Genomic DNA, 22,790 nt, shown 5'->3' with positions numbered 1-22,790 from the left:
GGTTCACAAGTGGATTTTTCTAACCCGTAAATGTCTGGGACAGAGCGTCCAGTTCACCACTCAGATCGGTTTTTGGATTGCTGCCCAAAAGCATGTAGCCAAACCCATCCTGAGCCCATGTTACTGTGGCCAAACCGCTTAGAACCGCCGATTTGGCTGGTTTATTCGGGGCATCAGGTCCTTGACGGATCACGCAAAAGGCCAAGGGTTGCCCTTGTTCATCTGCAAAGACGATCTGGATCAGCGGCTTACCTTTGAACGACAACACCTGCGCCCGCCTCAGCTCAAGCCCCGGCAATGCCTCCAACGCATCTCGGTTCAAGGAACGGCCCAGCTGTTCTTCGGCCATCGCAAACTGCTTATCCAAAGTTTCGGTCGACGCATCCAGCGGAGCGATTGTGTCTGGCACATAGAGTGACTGATAAATCGCGGCCTGTTGCGCCCAGCCCAAAGGTGCGGGTCGCATGGTCCACCAGGTCGCAGACGCGGCGATAACCGCAACACTGGCTGCTACAGCGGCAAGCCGCATCAAACCTATGCCAGCAGGCCCGGAGGTTTGAGCGGCGAGCTCAGGAAGAACAACTTCGGGCGCTTGCGCGGGAATGGCTTCGAAAACCCCCTGCACCATACTGGCAAACGGGTCCAGCGCCATCACACGCTGTTCAAGCTCTGGGTCCGCCTCGACCGCCTGCTCGATCTGACGGGCCTCGGCCTCTTCCAAATTGCCTTCCAGATACGCCAGAAGCGTCTCGTCGGAAAACGTCATTTGCCACTCCGTTGTGCGGCGTTTGCCGCATCTTGCTGCATTACGGTTTTCAGTTTTTGCCGGGCGCTGGACAGCCGACTCATGATTGTGCCGATGGGAACCTCCAGCAACGCGGCGGCCTCGCGGTAGCTGTAGCCTTCGACAAACACCAGCATGACCGTTTCCCGCTGCGCTTCTGGCAGTTGCATCACTTGGGTAAACACTTCAGTGGCGAAAATATTCGTTTCTGAATCCGGACCTGTTGCAACCAGTTCGGATTCGGGCGTTACCGACAGCGCCTGTGCCTTGCGTACAGCGCGAGATCGGATCTCGTTCAACCAGATTGATCGGCAGATTGTCATTAGCCACGAATCCAGTCGATCGTGCGATGTCACCTGATGATGACGCTCAAGCGCGCGCAGGCATGTGGCTTGAACCAGATCATCGGCCACGTCCGACGCACCCGACAGCGCCAAAGCAAAACGCCAGACGCGTTTGGAATGCGTCTGCACTGCGGTTCTGACCGCCTGTTCCGAGCTTATTTCACCCGCCATCGAATAAAATACGACCTGTGTGTGTTTCATGTTCACGGACCGAGCCCGCGCGCTCAGGACTGGCATAACCCGAGGAGGAATGAAATGAAACATCTGATACATGCGGTCACGATCGCGTCGGCAATTATTGCAGGCCCTGCCCTGGCCGAAGGCTGGACTTTGGTTCCAGACGGCTCGCACCTCGCTTATGGTAGCATCAAGAAAGACAGCGTGGGTGAGGTCAACAGTTTCACCTCACTGAGTGGGACGGTTAACCCAGACGGCCAGGCAATGATTGAAATTGATCTGTCTTCGGTCGAGACCAATATCGATATCCGCAATGAACGCATGTTCGAATACGTCTTCCGCAAAGCGGGCACTGCGACATTGACGGCTGAGATCGACATAAGCGAATTGAGCGCGCTTGAGGTCGGGCAAACCGCAACGGTTGATAGCGAAGCGGTGCTTTCCCTGGCTGGTGCAGATGTTGAATTTGACGCTGAACTGTTCGTGGCTCGCCTGTCGGAAAAGTCGGTTTTGGTTACAACCAATGATATGGTCTTTATCAGCACCGAAGATGCTGGTGTGAATGCCGGGGTCGACAAGTTGATGGAACTGGCCGAGCTGCCAGGTATCACCCGCACCGTCCCTGTCACCGCGCGGCTTATGTTCGAACTGGAGGGTGAACAGGCGAGTGTGGCACCCGAGGCTGCAACCGAGGTAGCCGCAGTGGCCGTGGACGGAGATGCTAAGGCTGGTAAGAAAGTCTTTCGTAAATGCAGCGCCTGCCACAAGTTGAAAGAAGGGCGCAACGGTGTTGGTCCGACACTGTTTGGTATTCTGGGGGCGCAGGCAGGACAGGTCGAAGGATTCAAATATTCGGCGGCACTTAAGGACTCTGGTATCACATGGGACATCCAAACGCTCTCTGGGTTCCTTGCCGATCCACGCGGCACGGTTCCAGGCAACAAGATGCAATTCCCGGGCCTAAAGAAGGACGAAGACATCGTGAACCTGCTGGCCTTTTTGCAGGAAACGCATAGATAAGGGTCGAAAAACACCCGGCTTGTTTCAACTTGGGGCTGAAACTACCCGTCAGCGGCATTTTAATTATGTAGCTCAAATGGCGGAGAACTTGTGCCCAGCCAGTTTTTGGTCGGTCGCGCAAGGGGTGTAACGCACATAGCTCTCACGTCAGTTTGTCGAGGCAACGGCTGCTGTTGTGCAAAAACCGAATGACTTCGCTGACGAGGATTGCGATCAGTGTTGTCTTCCCTAGTATAGTCCCCTGAAAGTGGTCCACCAACTGGGATAGGTTATCACTCAAATTGGAGGATCAGCGATGGCTGGAAACCGAGAGAAGCCAGAGGAGATTGTGCTGAAGCTTAGGTAGATTGAAGTTCTGCAAGTACATGGCGAGACGATTGCAGAGGTGGTACGCCTGATTGGCGTGACGCACGAAACGTTTTATCGATGGCAAATGCTGTATGCTGGGATGCAGCGATTCCAATTGGCGCCAGCATTTCGGGATGATCTTCGGGACTTGCTCGGTCGGGCGATTCAAAGACTTCACTTAGAACGCGACAGGCGAATGCCACTAGCTCAGGCTGAACCGGTAATTGGAATCTTTTCTATGGGCTAGCCCCTCACATTCGCCGACAGGTGTTGCAGAGCCGATTGTGCGGCCTCTCAGAGTCGAAAATTTACAGTTCATGCAGGGTCTGCGTATGCTAATTCGCTGTTTCTCGAACCGATCCGCCGTCTTCAACGCGGTTTCTTCGTTCCAGTAAACTCGAGTAGTCTTTTGGCCGTTCACATAGCCAGCGAACGACAGCCCCGATCCCTTCACCTCAATCATGCCTGCTTCCTATTCTTGGTTTCCAGGTGTTTGATCTCACGGTTTGATGGTGCGATTCATTAGCTGGAATGGAAGGAAGCATTAAGGGATAAGCTCGTCATGGCAGCGCCACGTACTCTTACCCGGCAGGCTCTTGTCGTAAAAAAGGTGCCGGGAGGGCACGCACGCCGTCAGAGCAGCAATACAGCGATCGCAAGATTCGATCTCGGAACTGAGCAGAGTGCTTGGGATCAACCCCAAGACGGTCGCGAAGTGGCGCAAACGCCAATCTGTCAGAGGCCAGAAGACTGGGCCGCGAGAGCCGCGCTCAGCCATTCTTAGCCAAGACGAGATCGCTATGGTCGTTGTGTTCCGGCGGGCGCACCCTGCTGCCACTGGACGACTGTCTCTATGCTTTGCAGCCATCAATTCCACATCTCACACAGTCTTCTCTGCATCGCTGCTTGTAGCGTCACGGGATATCAAGCCTTCCAGACATGGATGGGGACAAGCCCAAACGGTAGAAGTTCAAACGATATCCCATTGGCTATTTTAATATCGATATCGCCAAAGTCAGAACCGAAGAAGGAAAGCTATTTCTTTTTGTGGCCATTGACCGATCCAGCAAGTTTGCGGTGGCGCAACTAGTTGAGAAGGCCAATCGTAAGACGGCGTGTGAACTCCTTGAGCATCTTCTGGAAGCCGAACCTTACCGTCTCCACACGATTATGACGGACTACGGTATCCAGTTCGCCGAGCAGCTTCGCAATCGCAACACAATCTATTCCCGGCCCATGCGGTTCAACATGATTTGTGAGGCCAACGGCATCAAGCATTGGCTGACCAAGCCAAACCATCCGTAGACCAATGGCCAGGTTGAGCGCATGCACAGCACGATCCAGGACGCAACCGTCAAACGATACCACTATGAAAGCCACGATCAGCTTCGCGCACATCTGGCCGACTTCCTCGATGCGTACAACTCCGCTCGTCACCTCAAGACGCTCTCTGGTCTCGCGCCCTAAGGATATATCTGCAAAATCTGGAAATCAGAACCAGATCGATTCATCTTAAGTCCGATTCATCAGATGCCGGGACTGAACACTTAGGGCAGATCGTCCAGCAACATGGGATACAACAGATTGCCCGCTTGTGGCCCAGCACCCAGATAATCGACCCACTGATCCGTCGATTCATTGTAGCGGCGATAGCGTTCGATCTTGTCATAAAGGCCATTTACGATGGTCTGCTGTTCCGAAATGGGCAGGCGCACCCAATCATCTTCGGTAATGGCCATGATCTGTGATTTATAAGGTAGGTCCGCCAGATACTCGTCCAAGGCCACAGCCTCGGCCAGGCTTGGATCTGACTGGCGTGACACCTGGTCGGGTCGACGGCTCATATCAGCGGCCACACCAAGAACCTGAGTAAAGAACTGATCAGGATTCACCACGTTCCGTTCAGCCTGATCCACGATGATCCGCAACGCCTCTTCCAGATTGCTCAGGTCGGCTTTGGAGATCAGTAGACGGATAGACAGTGGTTTCAAACCGGTGCGATCAAAATCCCGGTCGGCCACATAAGCCTCGAACAGATCGGGCGCCTGCGCGCCTTCGGTCCGGCCCAGATAGGCCAGTTGCATGGTGCGGCTGGCGGTATTGAGCCCGCTGAACAACCCGCCTTCGGCCTCATCGACGATGGCATCTTCATCCAATAGGGCGTCGCCGTCGCTGCCGCGATAAGACGACGCCTGTTGCGCCACGAACTGACCCAATTGGCGAGCTGTGTCCTTGTAGATGGTGGGATCGCCGTTCTCGATGGGAAAGTACAGCGGCGCCGAGTTCGGAAATGCTGTTAGTTGCTTATAGGCCGCCTCGGCCGAGGGGTGATCCTTGGCTCCGCGTGCGGTGCGCAGATGCATGACGGCCATAGCGCCCCCGATCCGCTCGCGAATAAGGCGGTTCAGGCTTTCAGCGCTTAGACCGGTCGAGGAATATTCATCATCAAATTCGCGCGGGCCCGCATCGGTTACCAGAACGATGAACCGGCTTCCGAAATCGCTCCAATCCATATCCTGCAGGGCATGTTCGATCCCGCGATAACTGTCTTCGCGGAAGTTCTTACTGCTGGCCTTCGCTTCCTGCATCTGGTCGATCCCGGCCAGAAAATTCTCGACATCCAGCCCCTGCTGCAAATCCACAAAGGTCTTAACGTCATAACCCAGATCAGGCGCGGCTTGCAGGCTGTCACGATAGCCCACAAGGGCAAAGCTGACCGCATCGGCTGCATCCGAGGAGGCTGCCTCGCGGTACACTTCCTGCAGCGCATCGCGGGTGGCGCGAATGTAGGGCTCCATGGAAATGGTCGTGTCGACGACAAAAACCACCCCAGTTTTCAGATCACCCGCAGCCTGACCACTTGGGGCGGCTGGTGGGTTCGGTGCGTTGGCGCTGGCGACGGCGACTTGCAATAGATTGACAAAGGGCCCGATGTCGAACACCGCCTCTTCGGTCGATAGGATCGGCATGACGTAGAGGTTCTGCCGTTGATCAATAGTCTCACGCGGGCCAAGGGCGATCACGGTTTCCGATGGGTCTCCCCCCTGCTCAGCCGCCAGCGCTTCATCCCGCGCATCCGCAGCCAGATCCGCGGGATTTTCGCTTTCGATGATGTCGTAAATCGGGTCGATATCGTTGAAGAACAAAACCCGGCCCACATTGTCACTGCCTTCTAGCGTCGCAACGATGTTTTGGTTCCAGTCGACCGTCGCGGCCTGAGGCACCCACATCAGGTCGTCTCCCTGATCAGTGGCGCCAATCTGCATCCAATCGCCATTGCGGTCATAGACAAAGAACACCTGTAGCGGAGACAGGGCCGTGCCGGGGCTTTCGCTTTCCGGCTCAGCGCGCGCTTCGATCCGTTCCCGGATCAGCACGCGCTGGAACAGGCTGGTTTTGCCCTCGATAGGCAATGGTGATTTCGATTGCGCCAGCAGCGGCCCGGCCAGCACCAGCGCCGTTACAAGAAGGAGTATCCGTCTCAACATCATATCCGTCTCCTCACTCGCCCAATCTGTTCAGGGCTTCGCGCGCCGGGTCTGATCCCAGATCAGCTGCGCGCTGATAGTATCGCCGCGCCGCCGAGGGGTTGGGGCGCGGAAAAGGGGAAGTCACTGTACTATGGGTTTCAGGGTCATACATTTCAGCAATCAGGATATTGGCGTCTGCCCGGTCCTGTTCCGACAGTTCTTGATCATTGCTGATGGCAATCAAAGCGCCCAGGGCCGCATCCAGATTCTGAGCCCCACCCGCCGCCAGCAAATCGCGCGCCGCGGTCAAGGGATTGTCTGCTGCGACCGCCTCTTGTGCAACGACAACGGATTCATTGACCTTGGCCGACTGACCACCGGGGCCGACAAGAAAATACCACGCAGCGCCTACTATGACGGCCAGAGCGACGATTCCAGCCGCGATCATGGGCATATTGTTGCCGCCAGAGCTTTCCTCGGACGGCACTGCATCTTTAGGCTGGGCAGCGCCTGCTGAGGGCTTCTTTTTTACCTCGCCGTTCAGCGCTTGACGGAACAATCCGGGCAGGTCGGAGGGGCGATCTTTTGGGTTGGCTTTCAGCAACTGCTCCAGCGCCCATTTCAAACCGGGTGCAACCTTGGGATCGGTGATTTTGACATCCGCCTTCCGGTCTTCAACGGCAGCGAACCCTTTGCCTTCACCGGGTAGCTCCAGCCCCGCGGTCCGCATTAAGACCAGCCCCAGCGCATAGGCGTCTGTGGCGGTAGACACCTCATTGCCGAACAGGCCCAACTGTTCCGGCGCGCAATAGAGCAGCTTACCTGCAAAACTGTCGCCGATGATGGACTTGTCCGTCCCAACACTGTCTGAGGCCAACCCAAAATCGATGAACTTGGCCTGATTGATATCATCATGCGAGATCATCACATTATCCGGCGCCACATCGCGGTGCACGATGCCCAGCTTGTGAATGGCTTCAAGCCCTTGCGACAGGCGCAGACCCAGTTTCAACACATCATCCGAGGACAGCCTTGCCCCCTTTTTCAGGTAGTGCGCCAATGGGTGACCGGGCACAAATTCCATCACCAGGAAAAGACGACCATCCTTGTCCAGCATCGAGGTTTCGAACCGTACCACGGCATCACTGCGCACGGTGCGCAGCAGGTTCGCTTCGCGCCGGAACAGATCAACGGCCTTTTGGTTCTTGGCAAAGCTGGGCGTCATGACCTTGATCGCTACCTCATGCCCGCTCGCCCGGTTCAGGCCACGAAAGGTGGCTCCCATGCCGCCCTCGCCCAGCAGGGATTTGATCTCGTACGTATCCTGCAGAACGCTGCCGGGTTTCAGGCCAAGTACCGAGTGTTCCATGGGTGTCCTTACCTCCGGTTTTTCAGGCTGATGGCGCTGTGCTTGCTAAAGGTGCGGATATCCATGATTTGAAAGCAGATGCCCGCAAATACCAGCGAGGATGTGATCCCGAACACCACCGTCAGGAAGGCGGCGATGATCGTGGTTGTATCCGGACCCAGCGGCGACAGGCGCAGCATGGTCACAGCGGTGAAACAGAAAAAGATAATCGACAGCGCGGTGGTGATCCAAACCAGAACCTCCAACGATTTGTTCAATACATCCCGCATTCTTCAACCTTTCCAAGTCAGTCTTCCATGAACGATAGAGCCAGCCCCTGAATATCGTCCGCGATTTGATCCAAATCCGAATATCCCGCGACGCTGCGCGCGCCGATGTGATCTTGCACCAGCGCCAGACAGTTTGCTCGCTCGCGCCCCCGGCTTTCTTCAGTGGGGTAAATGAAATCGATCTGTTTGCGCAGCAGCACGGGCGAGTATTGATCGACCAGCCCCTCGATCAGATTGGCATATTCAACCACATCCGCCTTTGCTTTCTCTTCGATTTCCTTGAGTTTTGCGGCGGCCTCTTGCCGGGCAATCTCGATTTCTTTCAGCAGTTCCTGATCCCCGGCGGCGCGCGCCTCGCGCTCGATGGCATCAAGCTCGGGTTGGATTGTCAGCATCGAGATCAGAGCGTTCAGATAGCGGCGCAGAGCTTGACCGCAGACCAGAACGCCCGAGGTGAGGATCAGGCGGACCGACTGATCCCTTTGTGCGTTGCGCTCAACTCGCCCCCGGTTCAGCGTGTCCTTGATCACCGCCAATTGCGTCTTGGTGCGGTCCGACAGGGTTTCCGCTGAAATCTCATCCAGCAGTTCCATCGCCTCTTGCTCGCTGGCGGCCGAGGCCAGCCCTTCATCTGGGCGCGCCAGTTGGTCCAGCCCATCCTTCAGTGCCTGATCCTGATCAGCCGAGGTGATGGCCAGGCCTTGAAGTACCAACCGAGTACCCGTGAACCGATCCGCCGAGGCGGTATTGGACAGGATGTCAAAGGGCGGAACCTCGAACCGGGTCGAGGATGTGATGTCTGCTAAGGGCGTCCGCGCGTCGCCACCGCGTTTCACGAACCCCCCTGCCTGACCGTGCAGTCGCCCGTGACGGACCAGAGCGAACGGATCTCCTACGATCTCGGCCGCGTTGCCTAGCATGTCATGCAGACCCAACGGGTTGGGCTTCAGAGAACCAACCACCTGCAATTTCCCCCCCGCAGAAGCCGTGCCGCCATGGGCAATGTATTCGTCCTGTGGCGTACCCTCTGGCACCGGTGGCATTGGGGCACGGAACAACGCTTGGTCCACCGCCAGACCACCACGGGCGGAATACTCCCATTCCTCCTCGGTCGGCAGGCGCAGATAGGCCCGCGTATCGCCGACGCGGGGCAGGCTGTCGGGTGCATTCTCCATCAGCCACAGGGTGTAGGCCTCTGCAAAGCGCTGATAGTCCAGTTTGGTATTCCCAACCGCCGGAACAAAGCCACGGCGACGCGGCTCCTTGTCGGGGCAGCCAACCATGACCACATCCCACTGTGCCTGCGCCAGCTCATACTTGGCCATGTAGAAATAGCCCTTGGCCGCACCTTCGGGATCGGCAAACGCGCCCGAGACAAAGGCGCGGCGCAGGCCGTTCAGATAGGGTTGATCGCTGCCCTCCTGCCCCAGCACGACCGAGACATCTCCGATCACGCCATCGGTGTTGGGCGTCGCCACCTTGCGGAAGGTCATCGCCCCACCACAGGGCATTGGCAGGGACAGATCGCCATCCGCAGGCTGCGGATTATAGTATTTCTCGCGCCATGTGATCTCCTGCGCCTGTGCGGTTGCGGACAAGCTCAGAAGACCAATCAGCGGAGCCAGGGCAAGGCGGGTCAGTTTAGGCATGGGTCAAGACCTCCTGAGGTTCGACATTGCGCACGGCAAAAACAGCCCAGATCGCTGCGGTCACCGCCGTCACGGCGCCCAGAACCAGTGTTGCAAACACATCGCCCGCATAAAGGCGCGCAACAGATTCCCCGGGAGCGGTTTCGAACGTGGCGTTGATGGCCAGCAGGAAGGGCAGGATGATGATCAGCGTTGCGATCACGCCGCCCAGCACCAACGCAAGACTTTGGACCACCGGGATTACACAACGCTGCCGGTCGGGCATGGTCAGCATGGAGAACAGACTGAAAATAACCCGCTGCCGCTCGACCATTCCGCGCAGGTTTGCAGACATCGCCGCCCAGAAGCCAAACATGGCCAGCGCTGCGATGGCGGTGAACAGAATGTTCAGGTTACGTCGGAAGGACAGCAGCAGGGCTGCGTTTTCAGCTCGAGGACGCGATTGCAGCCCCTGTTCAGCTAGATGAGCTGACAAGGTTCCGATATCTTCAAGCGAACGCGCATAGAGGCGGAAACTGGCATAGGTTTCGGGCTCGGCAACCGGATCGGTCCAGTTTGCGGGGTTCGAGGTCAGATCGTCGCGAAACCGCTCGACCGCCAGAAGATCGGGCAGCGACAGAAAGATGGCAGGACGCGGCCAAATTTCGGGGGGCAATACGCCAATCACCTGCAGATCGCGGCGGGCGTTTTCGCGTTGCCCATCCACTTCGCGCCCGATGATCATGTCAACTGTATCCCCGGCCGAGACCGAAAGGTCCTGCGCCAGCTTGTCCGAGACCCACACGCGACCCGGCGCAACCGCTTCGCCGTCGATCAGCGGATCACCCGCAGCCGAAGGGATCAGAGGCACCGCACGCTCCAACTTGCGCTGCGCCTCATGTCGCACCGCGTTGGCTGATGTGTTGATCGAGCGCGTAGCAGGCACGATGAACCCGACATCTTGCCGCGCGCCCAGGGCGGCGAAGAAGGCTGCATCATGCTGCTCGGCCCCGATGGCTAGGATTTCGCGGTTCGACGGGTTCTCGATCAATCGGCCTACCATGGTGCCGATGATCCCGTTCTTCAGCGCCAGAATGATCAGCAGCGGGCCCAGAACGCCCGCCAGCGCGGCGACAAAACACAATGCCGACTGCCAGTCATGGCGCAATTCGCGCAGGGCCAACATGGCTGGTATCCGAACCATCACGCCACCCTCGCCGCCGCGCGGCCCGCTGTTGAGAAGATCGAATAGGATTGCCCCTGATGATCCAGAAGTCGGTGATCGGCACGTGGGGTATCCGCAAACTCACCCGTTTGCGCCTGATGGCTGGCAAGCACGACGGCCGACCCGGCCTCGGCAGCAAGATGTACGATCAACCCTTCGACCTCGGCTACATTGGCGGGATCGAGGGCGGAAACCGGCTCGTCCAGTAACAGCAACGCGGGTCGTCCCAGCAAGGCTCGAGCGACCGAGGCGCGTTGGCGTTGACCCACCGATAACTGACCCGGTTTGCGGGCGGTCAGGTCCCTTAGCCCCATAGCGCGGATCAGGTGATCCTGCCATTCTGCATCCGCCACCTGCCCGGCGACACGCACGGGCAGTTCAATATTCTCCTGCAAGCTCAGATACGGCACCAGCGTATTGGTTTGCAGTACAAAGCCCAGCTTGTCGGGCCCGGCAAATTCGGCCCTCGGGGTGTCCGGCGTGACCGTCACCCCGCCGATCACATGCAGCATATCCGGCAGGTCCGTCAGCGGCAGCGCTCCGGCAATCAGCCCCAGCGCTGTGCTTTTGCCCGCCCCGCTGACCGCATCCAGAACGATAGTTTCGCCTGCGCTTAGCTCCAGCTCTTCGATCACCACGAAGAAACCGGGCGCGCGTTCGATCCCAAGGTTGCGGATCGACAAGACCGTATCACGGGCGTCTGAGGACAAGCGCAACCCCCCCAAGTTCGACCTTCGATTTGGTGTTGATCTGCACCGGTTCATTCGGTTTCAGACGGCGGCCATCGACCTTGGTGCCGTTGGACGAGCCAAGATCAGTCAGCATCATCTTGCGCCCCTGCAATGACAGGCTGGCATGGCGGCGGCTGAGATTGCGATCGGTGATGGTCAGCGTGTTCTCGCTGGCGCGCCCGATCGTGACACCCGATTGGAGTTGTGCGGCGCTGAACCGTTCGGATTTTCCATCCATGCTGACGGCCAGAATGGCCCGGCCCGAAGATTTGGCCGACCCACCCCTGCGCGCGGATTTTGATCCGCCATCGGCTTTGCTTTGCGAAACTACGAAATAGATACCGCCGATCACCGCTGCACTGGCGCCAGCCAGTACGGCCAGGATGATCAGCAGGCTGTTGTCTTTCGCACCACCGCCTACAAAGTCCGGGTTGTCTGGATCACATTCCTGCTGGTGCGCGTTAAAGGGAATGCCCGCATCCCGCAAAAAACCGGATATTGGGTTCGCTGACGAGGCCCAGAATGTGTTGTTCGTTGGCGTGCGACCATCCGAGTTCCAGACCGAGATGACGGTGTTGATACCCAGTACCGATCCGCAATAGTCGATCAATGGTCCGCCCGAATTGCCGGGATTGACCGATGCTGTGTGCTGCACAATTTCGAGGGTCCGCCCCGTTTCATTGAATGATCCCGGAGCAACCTTACTGATCGCACCCTGGGTCAACGTCGTTTCAAAAAAAGGCAACATATCCCGCCCGGCATTGATCTGGTCCGAGGAACCGGGATAGCCGATGGCAGCCACCTGTTCACCTTTCAGTGCCTTGCCTTCGCGCAGAGACAGAAATCCGGGCCTATGTCCGCTGGGTTCCTGCGGGACGATGCGCAGTACGGCCAAATCCAGTTCGCGCGAGGCATGCAGAACCTTTGCATCATATAAAAAGACCCGGTCATCCTGTTTGAACCCGACCTGTATGTTCAGGCCACCGTTAATCACATGATGGTTGGTGATGTAGTAGTAACCGCCACCTTCGGGCAGTTCTGACAGGACGAATCCTGATCCAGTTGCTTGCCCGCCGCTGACGTCCACGACCGCTCGTCCAACCGCCTTGTCGGTTTCTGCAACGATATCCGGCGCGATTTGCGCAGTGGCAGCGCAGGCCATACTGAACAGCCAGGCGGCTTTAAAACAAAGGGAACGAGTTAAATTTGCAATCTTCACATCAGTATTCCATATGCAATGACGGCCGCTGCCACGATCAGGATTAATAGCAACACCAGTATCGAAGCCTTGCGGCCTCCGGGTTTTTTCTTTGGGCGCGGCCTCGGGCGGCTAACAGGTTTAGCACGGGGCTCTCGTTCTGGCCGGTCAGGACCGGGCACTGCACCGCGCAGATCAATGCCCGCGAGCCGCGCATAGTCACGCGCTGTGCGGATGCGATCACGCGGCAATAACCTGCAGCCAAGATCGATAGCATTTAGCAAGGCATCATCATATTTTTCCTGAACACGATTGCGTTTCAGGTTGTGGCGCACCGGGACGTAAGGGTCACGACCTGTCGCCCGTTTTTCTTTCCAGCGTTCTTCGGCGTTGGGCGGAAGGCTTTGCGAAACCATTTCATACAGGATGACCGAAAGGGCAAACAAATCGCTCCACGGGCCTTCCTGCACACTGCCGGTCAATCCGGTTTTATCCGCCGGAAACTGCTCAATCGCCGCGTATTTGCGTGTGAACATTGACGCCAGACCGCTGGATTTGCCCATCAGGCGAGCAGCGCCAAAATCGATCAGAATGGGCTGCCCGTCTTTACGGATCATGACATTTGCCGGTTTCATATCGCGGTGGACCACACCGACATCATGCACGGCATCCAGCGCATTCAGCATCGAGTGCAGGAAAGTGGAGACCAGATCAGGCGGCACCGATCCGCGGGCATCAATCATGCGCGCCATCATCCGGTCCAGTGGATCGCCGTGAATATACTCCATCACGCAATAGGCTGTGCCGTGTTTGCGAAACGCAGCCCGTACGCGCATCAGGCCCTGTTGCTGTGGTAGATCACGCAACAGATTGGCTTCTTGCAGAAAGGCCTCTAATCCCATGTGAAACAGCTGCCGCCCCTCGGACCTGGGCGAAACAGCGTTGTTGGGACCTCGGTCCGCATAGTCAGCGGGGAAATACTCCTTGATCGCAAACCGCTCGCCGGTTTCGCGGTTGCGCGAACGGTAGGTGATGCCAAAGCCCCCCTGCCCCAATACGTCCCCGAGAACGTAACCGGCAAAGGTTTCTCCTTTTGGCAAATGCACCGACACCGTCAGAACTACCTTCCTTCGCCACTAGGATTTTCTACAGAAACATCATCTTCTTCCGGAGTTTGCGCAGGCGTTGCCGGCTCCACCGGCTCTGTGCTTTCTGGTTCTTCGGGCGCAGACGGTTCGGTGGGTTCTGGGGTCGTTTCCTCGGGTGCAAGGGGTTCTTCTGGCTGCGATTCTTCAACTTCTGGCACCTGGCCTTCAGGCTCTGTTAACGGCTCCTCGTCGCTATTGGGGTCGGACGCAATTGGGTCATCATCGACAGTGCTGTCACCAATACTGCGTTCTTCTTGTGATGGCGGATTTTGGACGGGCTCAGGCTCTGGCGTGACTTCGACTGGATCAGGCCGCAGCAGCCATGCGCCAGCTGCCGCAACAAGGGCCAAAGCTCCAAGACCAATCGCTGCAAATTTAAGCGTATTCCCATTGCCGCCGGTGTTGTGAAACGCCCATTGGCTTCCCCGCAGCATGCTGCTCATGCCGTCCTGGACATGAGCATAGGCGACGACGGTGGTGTTGTCTTGTTTCGGCTTTCCTTTCGCCTCGACCGCGTTCAACAGATCCGAGGCGACACCGCGCATATCGCGGCTTTTGCCACCTTGCAGGATATCCCGGATTTCAGGCTGCGACAGTGTATCCAGCCCGTCCGAGCAGGATAGAACCACATCGCCGGGTTTCAGGCTGATAGCGTTGACATCGGTCAGAGAAATCCGATCCCCCATCAACGCCGAGCGCAAGGCATTGCGACGCGGGTGGCTGTCCGCTTCTTCCTGCGTGATCTTGCCCGCAGCAACCATCTGCAACAACTCACCGTAAAGCGAGTGATCTGCGTTCAGCTTTTTCAAGCGTCCGTCGCGCAACAGAAATAGGCTGCTGTCACCAACTGAAACCCAAACCAGCCGATCCCCCAGCTTGAGCGCTGCGATCAGAGTGCATCCCATGCCTTTCAGGTCGGGCTGGCTGGCAATGCGCTGGCGTAAAGCATCATTTGCTGCCGTCAACGACTCCTGCAACCGGTCCCGCGGGCGCGGCGCCTCCGAGCCCCCGATGAAATGCTTCTTGAACGCCGACAGGGCCAGGTTGGATGCAACCTCGCCCCCTGCATGGCCGCCCATCCCATCGGCCACCAGCATCAGGATGTCGGATTTCGGGTCGCGTTCGTTTTGATAGACGAGATCGAACGCGTCTTCCTGATTTTCGCGCTGGCCCAGGCTTTGTTTGCCGCTGATGATTGTCATCGGGATCAGTCGTCAGAGCTTTCGGCCAGCTCCGACCAGTCAAAATCCTCGTTACAGAAGGCAACAAAGCGCACATGCGTCTGTTTCGACAGCTCGATCAGTGCGTAGTTTTCCAACGGCATGGTGGTGGCCACGATCTGACCGTTTATACGGCTGATATTGCGCCCCGTGCCGGGGGCAGCAAAGAACACGCGGTTGGCATCGTCAAAGATCACCCGCAGATGGTCCTTGCCGGAAATCATCTTGTCACCGAAATCCAGCGAAACACGCTCACCGCTGTCGCGGCCTAATGTGTTCATGCCCGAGCCCAGATTGACCGACTGGCCCAACCCCGGCCCTTTGACCACAACCAACCAGCCGGTAATCGGGTCGACCATCGGATCAAACTCGGCCTTGTCCGAGAAATTCTTGGACATCCCGCCATGGTAAATCTGTGTCTTTTCGTCTTCGACATATTCAGTCGGCGCTTCACTGAAGGATGATCCGCTTGGCATGGCATGCGTCGCCTCGTCATCCGAGGGCGAGATGCTTTCGGTGAACCCGTCATCTGCTCCAAAATCCAGATCGTCGTTCAGCTCTTCGTCGTCCTTGTCGAACAGCCAGCTTGTCTTGTTGTCGTTGCCCATGTCTTCACCTTTCCTGTGTGTATGGTCCCGGATTATGCCCGGACCAGTTTCAGGCGAACGGACCCAAGGCCCACTGTGTCACCCACATTTACTCTCTGCGCGCCTTTGATCTTGCGCTCATTGATCAGCGTTCCGTTCAGACTGTCCAGATCGCTGATGGTGAATCGTCCGTCTGGCGCGCCGCTGAGTTCCGCGTGCACACGCGACACACCGCCATCGGGGATGACCACCCCGTTTGTACTGCTACGCCCGATGGTCGAGCGTCCCGCGGGCACCGGGAAACGATGCCCGTTATCCACCCGAACCAGAAAGGCAATCGGGGGAGGGGCGGTTGCCACCGTACGTGTCTCATCTTGCGGTGGTGGCATACCTGTTGCGTCGCCATCGTCGAAATCGCCAGCCTCCAGATCATCCTCGGGCTCACCCCCCGAACCGCGCCGCGCCAGCAGCACCGCCAGCAGCAGAAGCAGCAGCAACAGAACGCCACCCGCGATGTAGACATAAAGCGCCGGGAAACCGAAAATCTCATCCTCCGGTTCTGGCGCGGGCTCTGGTTCCGGTTCTGGCGTCGGATCAACCACTGGCTGGAACTCGGCGGAATAGCTCTTGGTTTGGGTTTGTCCCGGTTGGCCGACAACCGGTTCGATCATTTCGATAGTAATGCGAGCGGGTGCTGGATCCCCGACCGGCACAATCAGGCCCGAGCCTTTGACAGAATTTCCATAGGATCGGATGAAATCTGACACCACGGTATTGGCGTCAGACTGATTTTGCAAAAAGACCTCTTCCATCAGGCCATTTTGCGGGTCCGTCAGTCGTTTCAGTACGTCAATGCCGCGCGTGGTGCGGGCGTTGCCCTGTGCCCGCCAGAACATTCCAAGGGCTGAGACCGAAACGCCTTCGCGCTCGGCGGCCTCGGTGATTTCTTCAACCGTGGCCAATCCCTCCTCATCCCCATCGGTGATCAGGATCAGGTTCTTTAGCAGGACATCATCTTGCTGGCTTAACAATTCGATCGCTCGGGTCGCGTTGGCGACCAGACGGGTGTTCTGTTCCTTAATCTCAAGATCCTCAACCACGTCTTCGGCCTGGGCCCGACTGGTCGAAAAGGGTGACAACTCAACGATGTCATTGCCGAACCCATAAATCGCGACTTTTTCATCCGTCGGTAGATTGGTCACGACGCGCGCAATCAGCTCACGCTCACGGTTCCAGCTGCGCACACGCGCGCTGCGCTCACCGACGGACAAGTCAATCAGAACCATTGTTGCCGAAAGGGTCAGGTCGCCTGGGATGTCGTCCAGAGATTTGACAAACTCGAAATCGGCCTGCGCGTCACCAAGCGAGCGGAAGCTCATATCGCCACGCTGATTACCGGACGGAACGCGAACGAGGCAGCTGTCCTCAGGTGCGGGATCGGCGGGCGCACAATCCAAGATTGCCAGCCCGGTGGCTGGCGCGCGGGTTTTCCCCTCTTGTGCGTGGGCTACGCCCGAAATGACCAAAGCGGCAGCAAGCGCCACCAATCTGCGTGAAAATCCGTAGGTCACGATCCCAAGACCCCCCTCAGGCAAGACGTCCCGGTCGTCGCATGTGCCGACAAGCGCCGACCTGACGTGATTAGAATTATATGGACAGCGCGCGATACGCCGACTTGATCCGGCTCAGTTCGGACGAGATGGCGGCGGAACTTGCACCGCTGTTAACGTCACGCTCGACCGCGTTCATCTGATTGTCCAGCGCCTGAACCTGCTGCAGTCTTACAGGGTCCGAGGCCGAGGCGGCACGCGCCTTCGCACCCTGAGCCTTTACGTCAGCAATCTGCCTGCGCAGCGAGTCGATTTCGGCTTTGTTGGCATTGCTTTGCGCCGCCAATTGCGCATTGCGCTGCTCGGCCGCTTTGTTCTGTGCAATAATAGCGTCCGCCTGCGCCTTATTATTTGCGATCTGGCGGTCGTATTCACCGGAATTCAGGTTAGCAATATTGTCAAACAAAGTTGCCGTTGTTGGATCTGTTGAACCAGTACATCCGGCAACAGTGGCAACGGCGACAAGGGCGAAAGGTCTTGAAAAACGAAGAATATCTGAAGTCATTTTCTCACTCTTACCAATTGAAAACCCGCGCCCAAGGTCAGGCGCGGGTTATTGAAACTTATAGCAGGTTGATGGATGCCCGCGTCCGTGCCAGCCGGTTCTTGTTGCTGACCGCTGCATTTGTTGCTCCGCCCAAGCCGGGTTGGCCTTTGCTTGAGGCTGTCTTCAGCTCCGAAATGGTGTTGTCCATGTTGTTTTCGCTGCGCTTCAGCTCGTTCGATACAACCTGACGATTGGATTTGATCGCGTTGACGCGCTGATTGTAAGCCGACTGAGACAGTTGACCGCCGTCCAGCTGACGGCGCAGCGATTTCAGTTCTGCATTTTGCGAGGCCAATACCGAACGCAGGTTTGCTTCGACCGAGCTCAGCTGTTTGCTGACATTCGACAGGTTTGCCAGAACCTGCTTGCTGTTGACGATTTCAACATTCTTAGCAGCGGCCTGACGGCCGACCTGGTTGCCGCCGACACCACCGATCAGGCCACCTGCGGCGGCACCAGCCGCACAATCCCCGGCGTCGCCGCCCAGCAACAGGCCGAGACCACAACCGACAACTGCGCCAGCCAGCGCACCCTGAACCGTATTGTTAACAATGATGTCCTTGGACACCTGATCCAGGCTTTTAACCTGCTTTTCCAGCTGTTTTTCCTGTTGGGTTTTTCCAGCTACTGAAGATGATGACGCAGATTGGAAAGCCTCATCGGTACATGCTGTCAGTAGAAGGGAAATAGCAGCAAAAAATGACACTGCAACTGTACGCATCTCGTTACTCCGTAAAACAATTTTTCTTCTTAGTTGATTAAGAACTCACATATTTTTTATTTTCAATCAACGATTCGCAAATGACCTGCAAAGATAGAATACTGATTCGATTGGCATTCGACCAAATACTTTTGAACATTCGATCATAGGATGAGTTTTAAGATGAGATTACCCTTTGGTTTACGGGACAAGATGGTTCTGGCGAATGAGGTTTTTGCATTTGCCGGAAATATCGGCGCCGGTATTGGCGCGTTATTGGCTATTCTGGGTGTTAGTTCCAATTTCGCGAACAATACCTCCAGGGTGGTCTTTAATGTTGAGGTGGCAACACTTTCGCTGCCCGTTCGTATGATTTTGGTGATTCTCATCGCCGCCGCATTGGGCTGGGGTTTGGGGGCGTTGGTAACTTGGCTCAGCCGTTCCCGGAATGAGGCGTTGAGCTTTGCTGTCTATGTTGTTGCCATTCTGTGGGGTGGATTGATTGTGGGTGCTGCCGACTGGTTGGCGGTTGCCATGAACCGGCAAATCCTGTCCGAGACCTTGCTGTTCACCATTGTCGGTATGGGTCTTGCCTTGTGGGTCGCCGGGTTTCATTTTCGCAACTCTAACGCAGCCGGGAAACATGCGCTGCGGCTTCATTGTGATGCGCTCATGCTGTGCTCAATCGGAGCAGCGCTGTTCATGATTCTGACGATGCTGGGGGCACGGTGATGGCGATCGGGGGCCCTTTGGACGACAAAAACGCCGCCCGCCTGCTCAGCGCGGCTGCGCTGTTCGATTTCATGTTTCTGGCATTTGTTTGCGCTACTATCGAACCCGTGTTGCGGCAAGAGCTTGGGCTGCTGCGTGCAGGCCCTGCCCTGACGGCGGGGCTTTATCTGGCGATGGTCCTCATCTACTGGCTGATCTGCGAAGGCGTGCTGAGCGGCGCAACTCTGGGTCGCTTTGTTCTACGCCTGACAATGCGCGACAAAAGAGGCAAGCCGGTTTCACCCGTGCGACGATCCACACGCGCCATGAAGAAGATCATGACGCTGGGAATGACGGGTCTGAACCCAAACACCGCCGCACGATATGACAGGGCTGCTGAAATCCGCTGGTTCAGCCCGATGGCCCCGCGACCGGTGCCTCTGTGGCGATTGGTTGTGCAATCCGGACCGGATCGTGGCAAGAGCCTGGTGTTCAATCAGGTCAAGGGTCTCAAATCCTCGCGGCAGATCAAAATCGGGCGCGATTCTGGCTGGGCCGATCTGGCATTGACACGCAGCAAGGGGGCATCTGGCAAGCACTGCATCTTGCAGATTGCCAAGGGCAACCAGCTTCAAATTCGGGATATGGGGTCTTCGAACGGAACCTGGGTGCGCGGGCGGCAAATTGCACCGGATAAACCAATGCGGCTTGGCTCTGTCAGTCAGTTCCGTGTTGGAGATGTCTGGATCGCGGTCATTCGTTAAACGACAAAGCCGAGACATGGCGCCACACCTGCTACTCTTGCAACTTGCGCGCTTTTCGTATACCGCCGCATACAAATTGAATGGCGAGGTAAAATTCACACCTCGCGCTCTCGCCCCAATCGTCGGAAAACGCCATGAGCCTCTATACAGATTACCTGAGTGAAATCGAAACCCGCAAAGAGCAGGGCCTTAGCCCCAAGCCTATTGATGATGGCGCATTGGCGAAAGAGATTATCGATCAGATCCGCGACCCTCAGAACGAATATCGCGCCGATTCACTGAACTATTTCATCTACAACACACTGCCTGGCACAACCAGTGCCGCCGGTGAAAAGGCCGGCTTTCTGAAGGAGATCATTCTTGGCGATGCGGATGTCGAAGAGATAACGCAGGAATTTGCGTTTGAGTTGCTGTCGCATATGAAAGGCGGCCCCTCGGTCGAGGTGCTGCTGGATCTGGCCTTGGGCGAAGATACAAAGATTGCTGGAGAAGCGGCTGAAGTTCTTAAGACGCAAGTGTTCCTTTATGACGCTGATACCGACCGTCTGAAGGCCGCCTTCGAGGCCGGCAATCCGATCGCGAAAGACATTCTTGAAAGCTACGCCAAAGCTGAATTTTTCACTAAGCTTCCCGAGATCGATGAGGAGATTGAGGTCGTCACCTATGTTGCCGCCGAAGGTGACATCTCGACCGATTTGCTGTCGCCCGGCAATCAGGCGCATTCGCGTGCTGATCGGGAACTGCATGGCAAATGCCTGATTTCCGAGGCAGCGCAGCAGGAAATCGAGGCGCTGAAGCTGCAACACCCAGGCAAGCGGGTGATGTTGATTGCGGAAAAAGGCACGATGGGTGTGGGTTCGTCCCGTATGTCGGGTGTGAACAACGTGGCGCTATGGACAGGCAAGCAGGCCAGTCCTTATGTGCCATTCGTTAACATAGCGCCGGTTGTGGCGGGTACCAATGGCATCTCGCCGATCTTCCTGACCACCGTGGGCGTGACTGGCGGCATTGGCCTTGACCTGAAGAACTGGGTCAAAAAGGTCGACGAAGACGGCAACGCGATCCTGAACAATGACGGCAATCCGATCCTTGAAGAGAAATACTCGGTTGCCACAGGTACGGTGCTGAAGATCAACACCAAAACCCACAAGCTGCTGAGCGAAGACGGTGAAGAACTGGTCGATGTGCCGGCATCCTTCACGCCACAGAAGGTCGAATTCATGAAGGCCGGCGGCTCTTATGCCATTGTCTTTGGCAAAAAGCTGCAGACCATCGCGACCGAGACACTGGGAGTCGAAGCCCCCCTTGTTTTTGCGCCGTCTAAAGAGATCAGCCACGAAGGTCAGGGCCTGACTGCAGTTGAAAAGATTTTCAACAAAAACGCACTCGGCACCACGCCGGGCAAGACCCTGCATGCCGGGTCTGATGTGCGCGTCCGGGTCAACATTGTTGGCTCACAAGACACCACCGGTTTGATGACCATGCAGGAACTCGAAGCGATGGCTGCGACAGTGGTCTCACCCAGCGTGGATGGGGCATACCAATCGGGCTGTCACACAGCTTCGGTGTGGGATGCCAAGGCACAGGCCAACACCCCGCGCCTGATGAAGTTCATGAATGATTTCGGCCTCGTCACAGGTCGTGACCCTAAGGGCGTTTATCATTCGATGACCGACGTGATCCACAAAGTGCTGAATGATATCACCGTAGATGACTGGTCGGTCATCATTGGCGGCGACAGCCACACCCGTATGTCCAAAGGCGTGGCTTTCGGGGCGGACTCGGGCACTGTGGCGCTGGCGCTGGCCACCGGTGAAGCCTCGATGCCGATCCCTGAATCGGTCAAGGTGACCTTTAAGGGCAACATGGCCGAGCATATGGATTTCCGCGACGTGGTGCATGCGACGCAGGCTCAGATGCTGGACCAACATGGCGACAACGTCTTCCAGGGCCGTGTGATCGAGGTGCATATCGGCACGCTGCTAGCAGATCAGGCCTTTACCTTCACCGACTGGACGGCTGAGATGAAGGCCAAAGCTTCGGTCTGCATCTCAAATGACGAGACCCTGATCGGTTCGCTGGAGCTGGCCAAGTCGCGCATCCAGATCATGATCGACAAAGGCATGGAGCATGAAAATGGCATGCTGCAAAAGCTGATCGATATCGCGGATGCACGAATTGCCGAAATCAAGTCGGGTGAACAACCGGCGCTGCGCCCTGATGACAATGCGAAGTATTTCGCTGAAGTTGTTGTCGATCTGGACCAGATCGTTGAGCCGATGATTGCCGACCCGGATGTCAACAACGCCGATGTGTCCAAGCGCTACACCCACGATACGATCCGCCCGATCTCGTACTACAATGCCGAAAAGCATGTGGATCTGGGTTTTGTCGGGTCGTGCATGGTGCATAAAGGCGACATGAAGATCGTCGCGCAAATGCTGCGCAACCTCGAAAAGGGCGCGGGCAAGGTTGAGTTTAACGCGCCACTGGTTGTGGCCGCGCCAACTTATAACATCATTGATGAATTGAAAGCCGAGGGAGATTGGGAAATCCTTCAACGCTATTCCGGGTTTGAATTCGACGATCTATTCCCCAAAACACAGGCCCGTACTGAATACGAGAACATCCTGTACCTTGAACGTCCGGGCTGTAACCTCTGCATGGGCAATCAGGAGAAAGCGGCCAAAGGCGACACGGTTCTGGCCACCTCGACCCGCCTGTTCCAGGGCCGCGTCGTGGCGGATGCGCCCGACAAGAAGGGTGAGTCACTGCTGGGCTCGACTCCGGTTGTCGTACTGTCCGCCATCCTTGGCCGGACCCCGACGCTTGAAGAATACAAGGCGGCTGTCGAAGGCATCGACCTGACCAAATTCGCCCCGCCGGTGCAAGCGCCAGCCGGAACGAAATCGGCCCACTTTTAAAGCCGCGATCCGATCA

Annotated in this window: 19 protein-coding genes and 1 pseudogene; 5 read left to right on the top strand and 15 right to left on the bottom strand. The window is 57.0% G+C overall.

The window, feature by feature from the left end; all coding sequences use genetic code 11:
* Positions 1 to 19: 19 nt before the first annotated feature.
* A complete protein-coding gene (locus ACR0JE_RS10560) occupies positions 20 to 766 on the bottom strand; it encodes an anti-sigma factor family protein (RefSeq protein ID WP_480827163.1) in 747 nt (248 codons plus the stop codon).
* On the bottom strand, positions 763 to 1,329 hold the full coding sequence (locus tag ACR0JE_RS10555) for an RNA polymerase sigma factor (RefSeq protein ID WP_480544112.1): 567 nt from the start codon (positions 1,327 to 1,329) through the stop codon (positions 763 to 765). Before ACR0JE_RS10555 ends, ACR0JE_RS10560 begins: the two co-directional genes overlap by 4 nt.
* Before the next feature lie 54 nt (positions 1,330 to 1,383).
* Here ACR0JE_RS10555 and ACR0JE_RS10550 point away from each other — a divergent pair, with 54 nt between their 5' ends.
* Positions 1,384 to 2,325 (top strand): c-type cytochrome, encoded by a 942-nt coding sequence (locus ACR0JE_RS10550; protein WP_480864127.1) that lies wholly within the window; start codon positions 1,384 to 1,386, stop codon positions 2,323 to 2,325.
* 992 nt (positions 2,326 to 3,317) lie between these two features.
* Positions 3,318 to 4,224: pseudogene (locus ACR0JE_RS10545) on the top strand (IS481 family transposase).
* Here the strand turns inward: ACR0JE_RS10545 and ACR0JE_RS10540 are convergent.
* The 13 genes from ACR0JE_RS10540 to ACR0JE_RS10480 form a co-directional block, all read right to left on the bottom strand.
* The gene (locus tag ACR0JE_RS10540; protein WP_480544765.1) at positions 4,221 to 6,164 is read right to left on the bottom strand and encodes a vWA domain-containing protein; all 1,944 of its coding nucleotides are present in this window, start codon (positions 6,162 to 6,164) and stop codon (positions 4,221 to 4,223) included. The pseudogene ACR0JE_RS10545 and the gene ACR0JE_RS10540 overlap by 4 nt on opposite strands.
* A 10-nt stretch (positions 6,165 to 6,174) precedes the next feature.
* The gene (locus ACR0JE_RS10535) at positions 6,175 to 7,512 is read right to left on the bottom strand and encodes a serine/threonine-protein kinase (RefSeq protein WP_480864126.1); all 1,338 of its coding nucleotides are present in this window, start codon (positions 7,510 to 7,512) and stop codon (positions 6,175 to 6,177) included.
* 8 nt (positions 7,513 to 7,520) lie between these two features.
* Complete coding sequence (locus tag ACR0JE_RS10530) at positions 7,521 to 7,781, bottom strand: hypothetical protein (RefSeq protein WP_170535048.1); 261 nt, start codon at positions 7,779 to 7,781, stop codon at positions 7,521 to 7,523.
* A 17-nt stretch (positions 7,782 to 7,798) separates the two neighbouring features.
* Complete coding sequence (locus tag ACR0JE_RS10525; RefSeq protein WP_480864125.1) at positions 7,799 to 9,430, bottom strand: formylglycine-generating enzyme family protein; 1,632 nt, start codon at positions 9,428 to 9,430, stop codon at positions 7,799 to 7,801.
* Positions 9,423 to 10,613 (bottom strand): ABC transporter permease family protein, encoded by a 1,191-nt coding sequence (locus ACR0JE_RS10520; protein WP_480864124.1) that lies wholly within the window; start codon positions 10,611 to 10,613, stop codon positions 9,423 to 9,425. Before ACR0JE_RS10520 ends, ACR0JE_RS10525 begins: the two co-directional genes overlap by 8 nt.
* A complete protein-coding gene (locus tag ACR0JE_RS10515; RefSeq protein ID WP_480864123.1) occupies positions 10,613 to 11,344 on the bottom strand; it encodes an ATP-binding cassette domain-containing protein in 732 nt (243 codons plus the stop codon). The genes ACR0JE_RS10520 and ACR0JE_RS10515 overlap by 1 nt, the downstream gene beginning before the upstream one ends.
* Positions 11,325 to 12,527 carry a trypsin-like peptidase domain-containing protein gene (locus ACR0JE_RS10510; protein WP_480544760.1) on the bottom strand — a complete coding sequence of 401 codons (1,203 nt, stop codon included), beginning with the start codon at positions 12,525 to 12,527 and terminating at the stop codon, positions 11,325 to 11,327. Before ACR0JE_RS10510 ends, ACR0JE_RS10515 begins: the two co-directional genes overlap by 20 nt.
* Before the next feature lie 53 nt (positions 12,528 to 12,580).
* Entirely contained in the window at positions 12,581 to 13,669 is a 1,089-nt protein-coding gene (locus ACR0JE_RS10505) for a serine/threonine protein kinase (RefSeq protein ID WP_480864122.1), read from the bottom strand.
* A 14-nt stretch (positions 13,670 to 13,683) separates the two neighbouring features.
* A complete protein-coding gene (locus ACR0JE_RS10500; protein ID WP_480827173.1) occupies positions 13,684 to 14,913 on the bottom strand; it encodes a PP2C family protein-serine/threonine phosphatase in 1,230 nt (409 codons plus the stop codon).
* A gap of 5 nt (positions 14,914 to 14,918) precedes the next feature.
* Entirely contained in the window at positions 14,919 to 15,539 is a 621-nt protein-coding gene (locus ACR0JE_RS10495) for an FHA domain-containing protein (protein ID WP_480499025.1), read from the bottom strand.
* A 32-nt stretch (positions 15,540 to 15,571) separates the two neighbouring features.
* On the bottom strand, positions 15,572 to 17,089 hold the full coding sequence (locus ACR0JE_RS10490) for an FHA domain-containing protein (protein ID WP_480864121.1): 1,518 nt from the start codon (positions 17,087 to 17,089) through the stop codon (positions 15,572 to 15,574).
* A gap of 76 nt (positions 17,090 to 17,165) precedes the next feature.
* Positions 17,166 to 17,633: a hypothetical protein gene (locus tag ACR0JE_RS10485; protein WP_480864120.1), complete on the bottom strand. Its 468-nt coding sequence runs from the start codon at positions 17,631 to 17,633 to the stop codon at positions 17,166 to 17,168.
* A 58-nt stretch (positions 17,634 to 17,691) separates the two neighbouring features.
* Complete coding sequence (locus tag ACR0JE_RS10480; protein WP_480544754.1) at positions 17,692 to 18,396, bottom strand: hypothetical protein; 705 nt, start codon at positions 18,394 to 18,396, stop codon at positions 17,692 to 17,694.
* Between the two features lie 162 nt (positions 18,397 to 18,558).
* Between ACR0JE_RS10480 and ACR0JE_RS10475 the strand changes: the two genes are divergently transcribed.
* The 3 genes from ACR0JE_RS10475 (at position 18,559) to ACR0JE_RS10465 (ending at position 22,774) form a co-directional block, all read left to right on the top strand.
* Positions 18,559 to 19,107, top strand: coding sequence for a hypothetical protein (locus ACR0JE_RS10475; protein WP_480544753.1), 549 nt, complete (start codon positions 18,559 to 18,561; stop codon positions 19,105 to 19,107).
* Positions 19,107 to 19,850 (top strand): FHA domain-containing protein, encoded by a 744-nt coding sequence (locus ACR0JE_RS10470; RefSeq protein ID WP_480864119.1) that lies wholly within the window; start codon positions 19,107 to 19,109, stop codon positions 19,848 to 19,850. The genes ACR0JE_RS10475 and ACR0JE_RS10470 overlap by 1 nt, the downstream gene beginning before the upstream one ends.
* A 134-nt stretch (positions 19,851 to 19,984) precedes the next feature.
* Complete coding sequence (locus tag ACR0JE_RS10465; RefSeq protein WP_480864118.1) at positions 19,985 to 22,774, top strand: bifunctional aconitate hydratase 2/2-methylisocitrate dehydratase; 2,790 nt, start codon at positions 19,985 to 19,987, stop codon at positions 22,772 to 22,774.
* The last annotated feature ends 16 nt before the right edge of the window (positions 22,775 to 22,790 follow it).

The sequence above is a fragment of the Ruegeria sp. H3 genome, from assembly GCF_056533095.1.
Note: the sequence above shows the minus strand (reverse complement) of the source record. Positions and strands in the feature narration are given on the sequence as shown.

Bases quoted from the DNA above. Each gene is read 5' to 3' on its own strand.
- ACR0JE_RS10560 (WP_480827163.1), bottom strand. From the start codon at position 766: ATGACGTTTTCCGACGAGACGCTTCTGGCGTATCTGGAAGGCAATTTG.
- ACR0JE_RS10555 (WP_480544112.1), bottom strand. From the start codon at position 1,329: ATGAAACACACACAGGTCGTATTTTATTCGATGGCGGGTGAAATAAGC.
- ACR0JE_RS10550 (WP_480864127.1), top strand. From the start codon at position 1,384: ATGAAACATCTGATACATGCGGTCACGATCGCGTCGGCAATTATTGCA.
- ACR0JE_RS10540 (WP_480544765.1), bottom strand. From the start codon at position 6,164: ATGATGTTGAGACGGATACTCCTTCTTGTAACGGCGCTGGTGCTGGCC.
- ACR0JE_RS10535 (WP_480864126.1), bottom strand. From the start codon at position 7,512: ATGGAACACTCGGTACTTGGCCTGAAACCCGGCAGCGTTCTGCAGGAT.
- ACR0JE_RS10530 (WP_170535048.1), bottom strand. From the start codon at position 7,781: ATGCGGGATGTATTGAACAAATCGTTGGAGGTTCTGGTTTGGATCACC.
- ACR0JE_RS10525 (WP_480864125.1), bottom strand. From the start codon at position 9,430: ATGCCTAAACTGACCCGCCTTGCCCTGGCTCCGCTGATTGGTCTTCTG.
- ACR0JE_RS10520 (WP_480864124.1), bottom strand. From the start codon at position 10,613: ATGGTTCGGATACCAGCCATGTTGGCCCTGCGCGAATTGCGCCATGAC.
- ACR0JE_RS10510 (WP_480544760.1), bottom strand. From the start codon at position 12,527: ATGGCCTGCGCTGCCACTGCGCAAATCGCGCCGGATATCGTTGCAGAA.
- ACR0JE_RS10500 (WP_480827173.1), bottom strand. From the start codon at position 14,913: ATGACAATCATCAGCGGCAAACAAAGCCTGGGCCAGCGCGAAAATCAG.
- ACR0JE_RS10495 (WP_480499025.1), bottom strand. From the start codon at position 15,539: ATGGGCAACGACAACAAGACAAGCTGGCTGTTCGACAAGGACGACGAA.
- ACR0JE_RS10485 (WP_480864120.1), bottom strand. From the start codon at position 17,633: ATGACTTCAGATATTCTTCGTTTTTCAAGACCTTTCGCCCTTGTCGCC.
- ACR0JE_RS10480 (WP_480544754.1), bottom strand. From the start codon at position 18,396: ATGCGTACAGTTGCAGTGTCATTTTTTGCTGCTATTTCCCTTCTACTG.
- ACR0JE_RS10475 (WP_480544753.1), top strand. From the start codon at position 18,559: ATGAGATTACCCTTTGGTTTACGGGACAAGATGGTTCTGGCGAATGAG.
- ACR0JE_RS10470 (WP_480864119.1), top strand. From the start codon at position 19,107: ATGGCGATCGGGGGCCCTTTGGACGACAAAAACGCCGCCCGCCTGCTC.
- ACR0JE_RS10465 (WP_480864118.1), top strand. From the start codon at position 19,985: ATGAGCCTCTATACAGATTACCTGAGTGAAATCGAAACCCGCAAAGAG.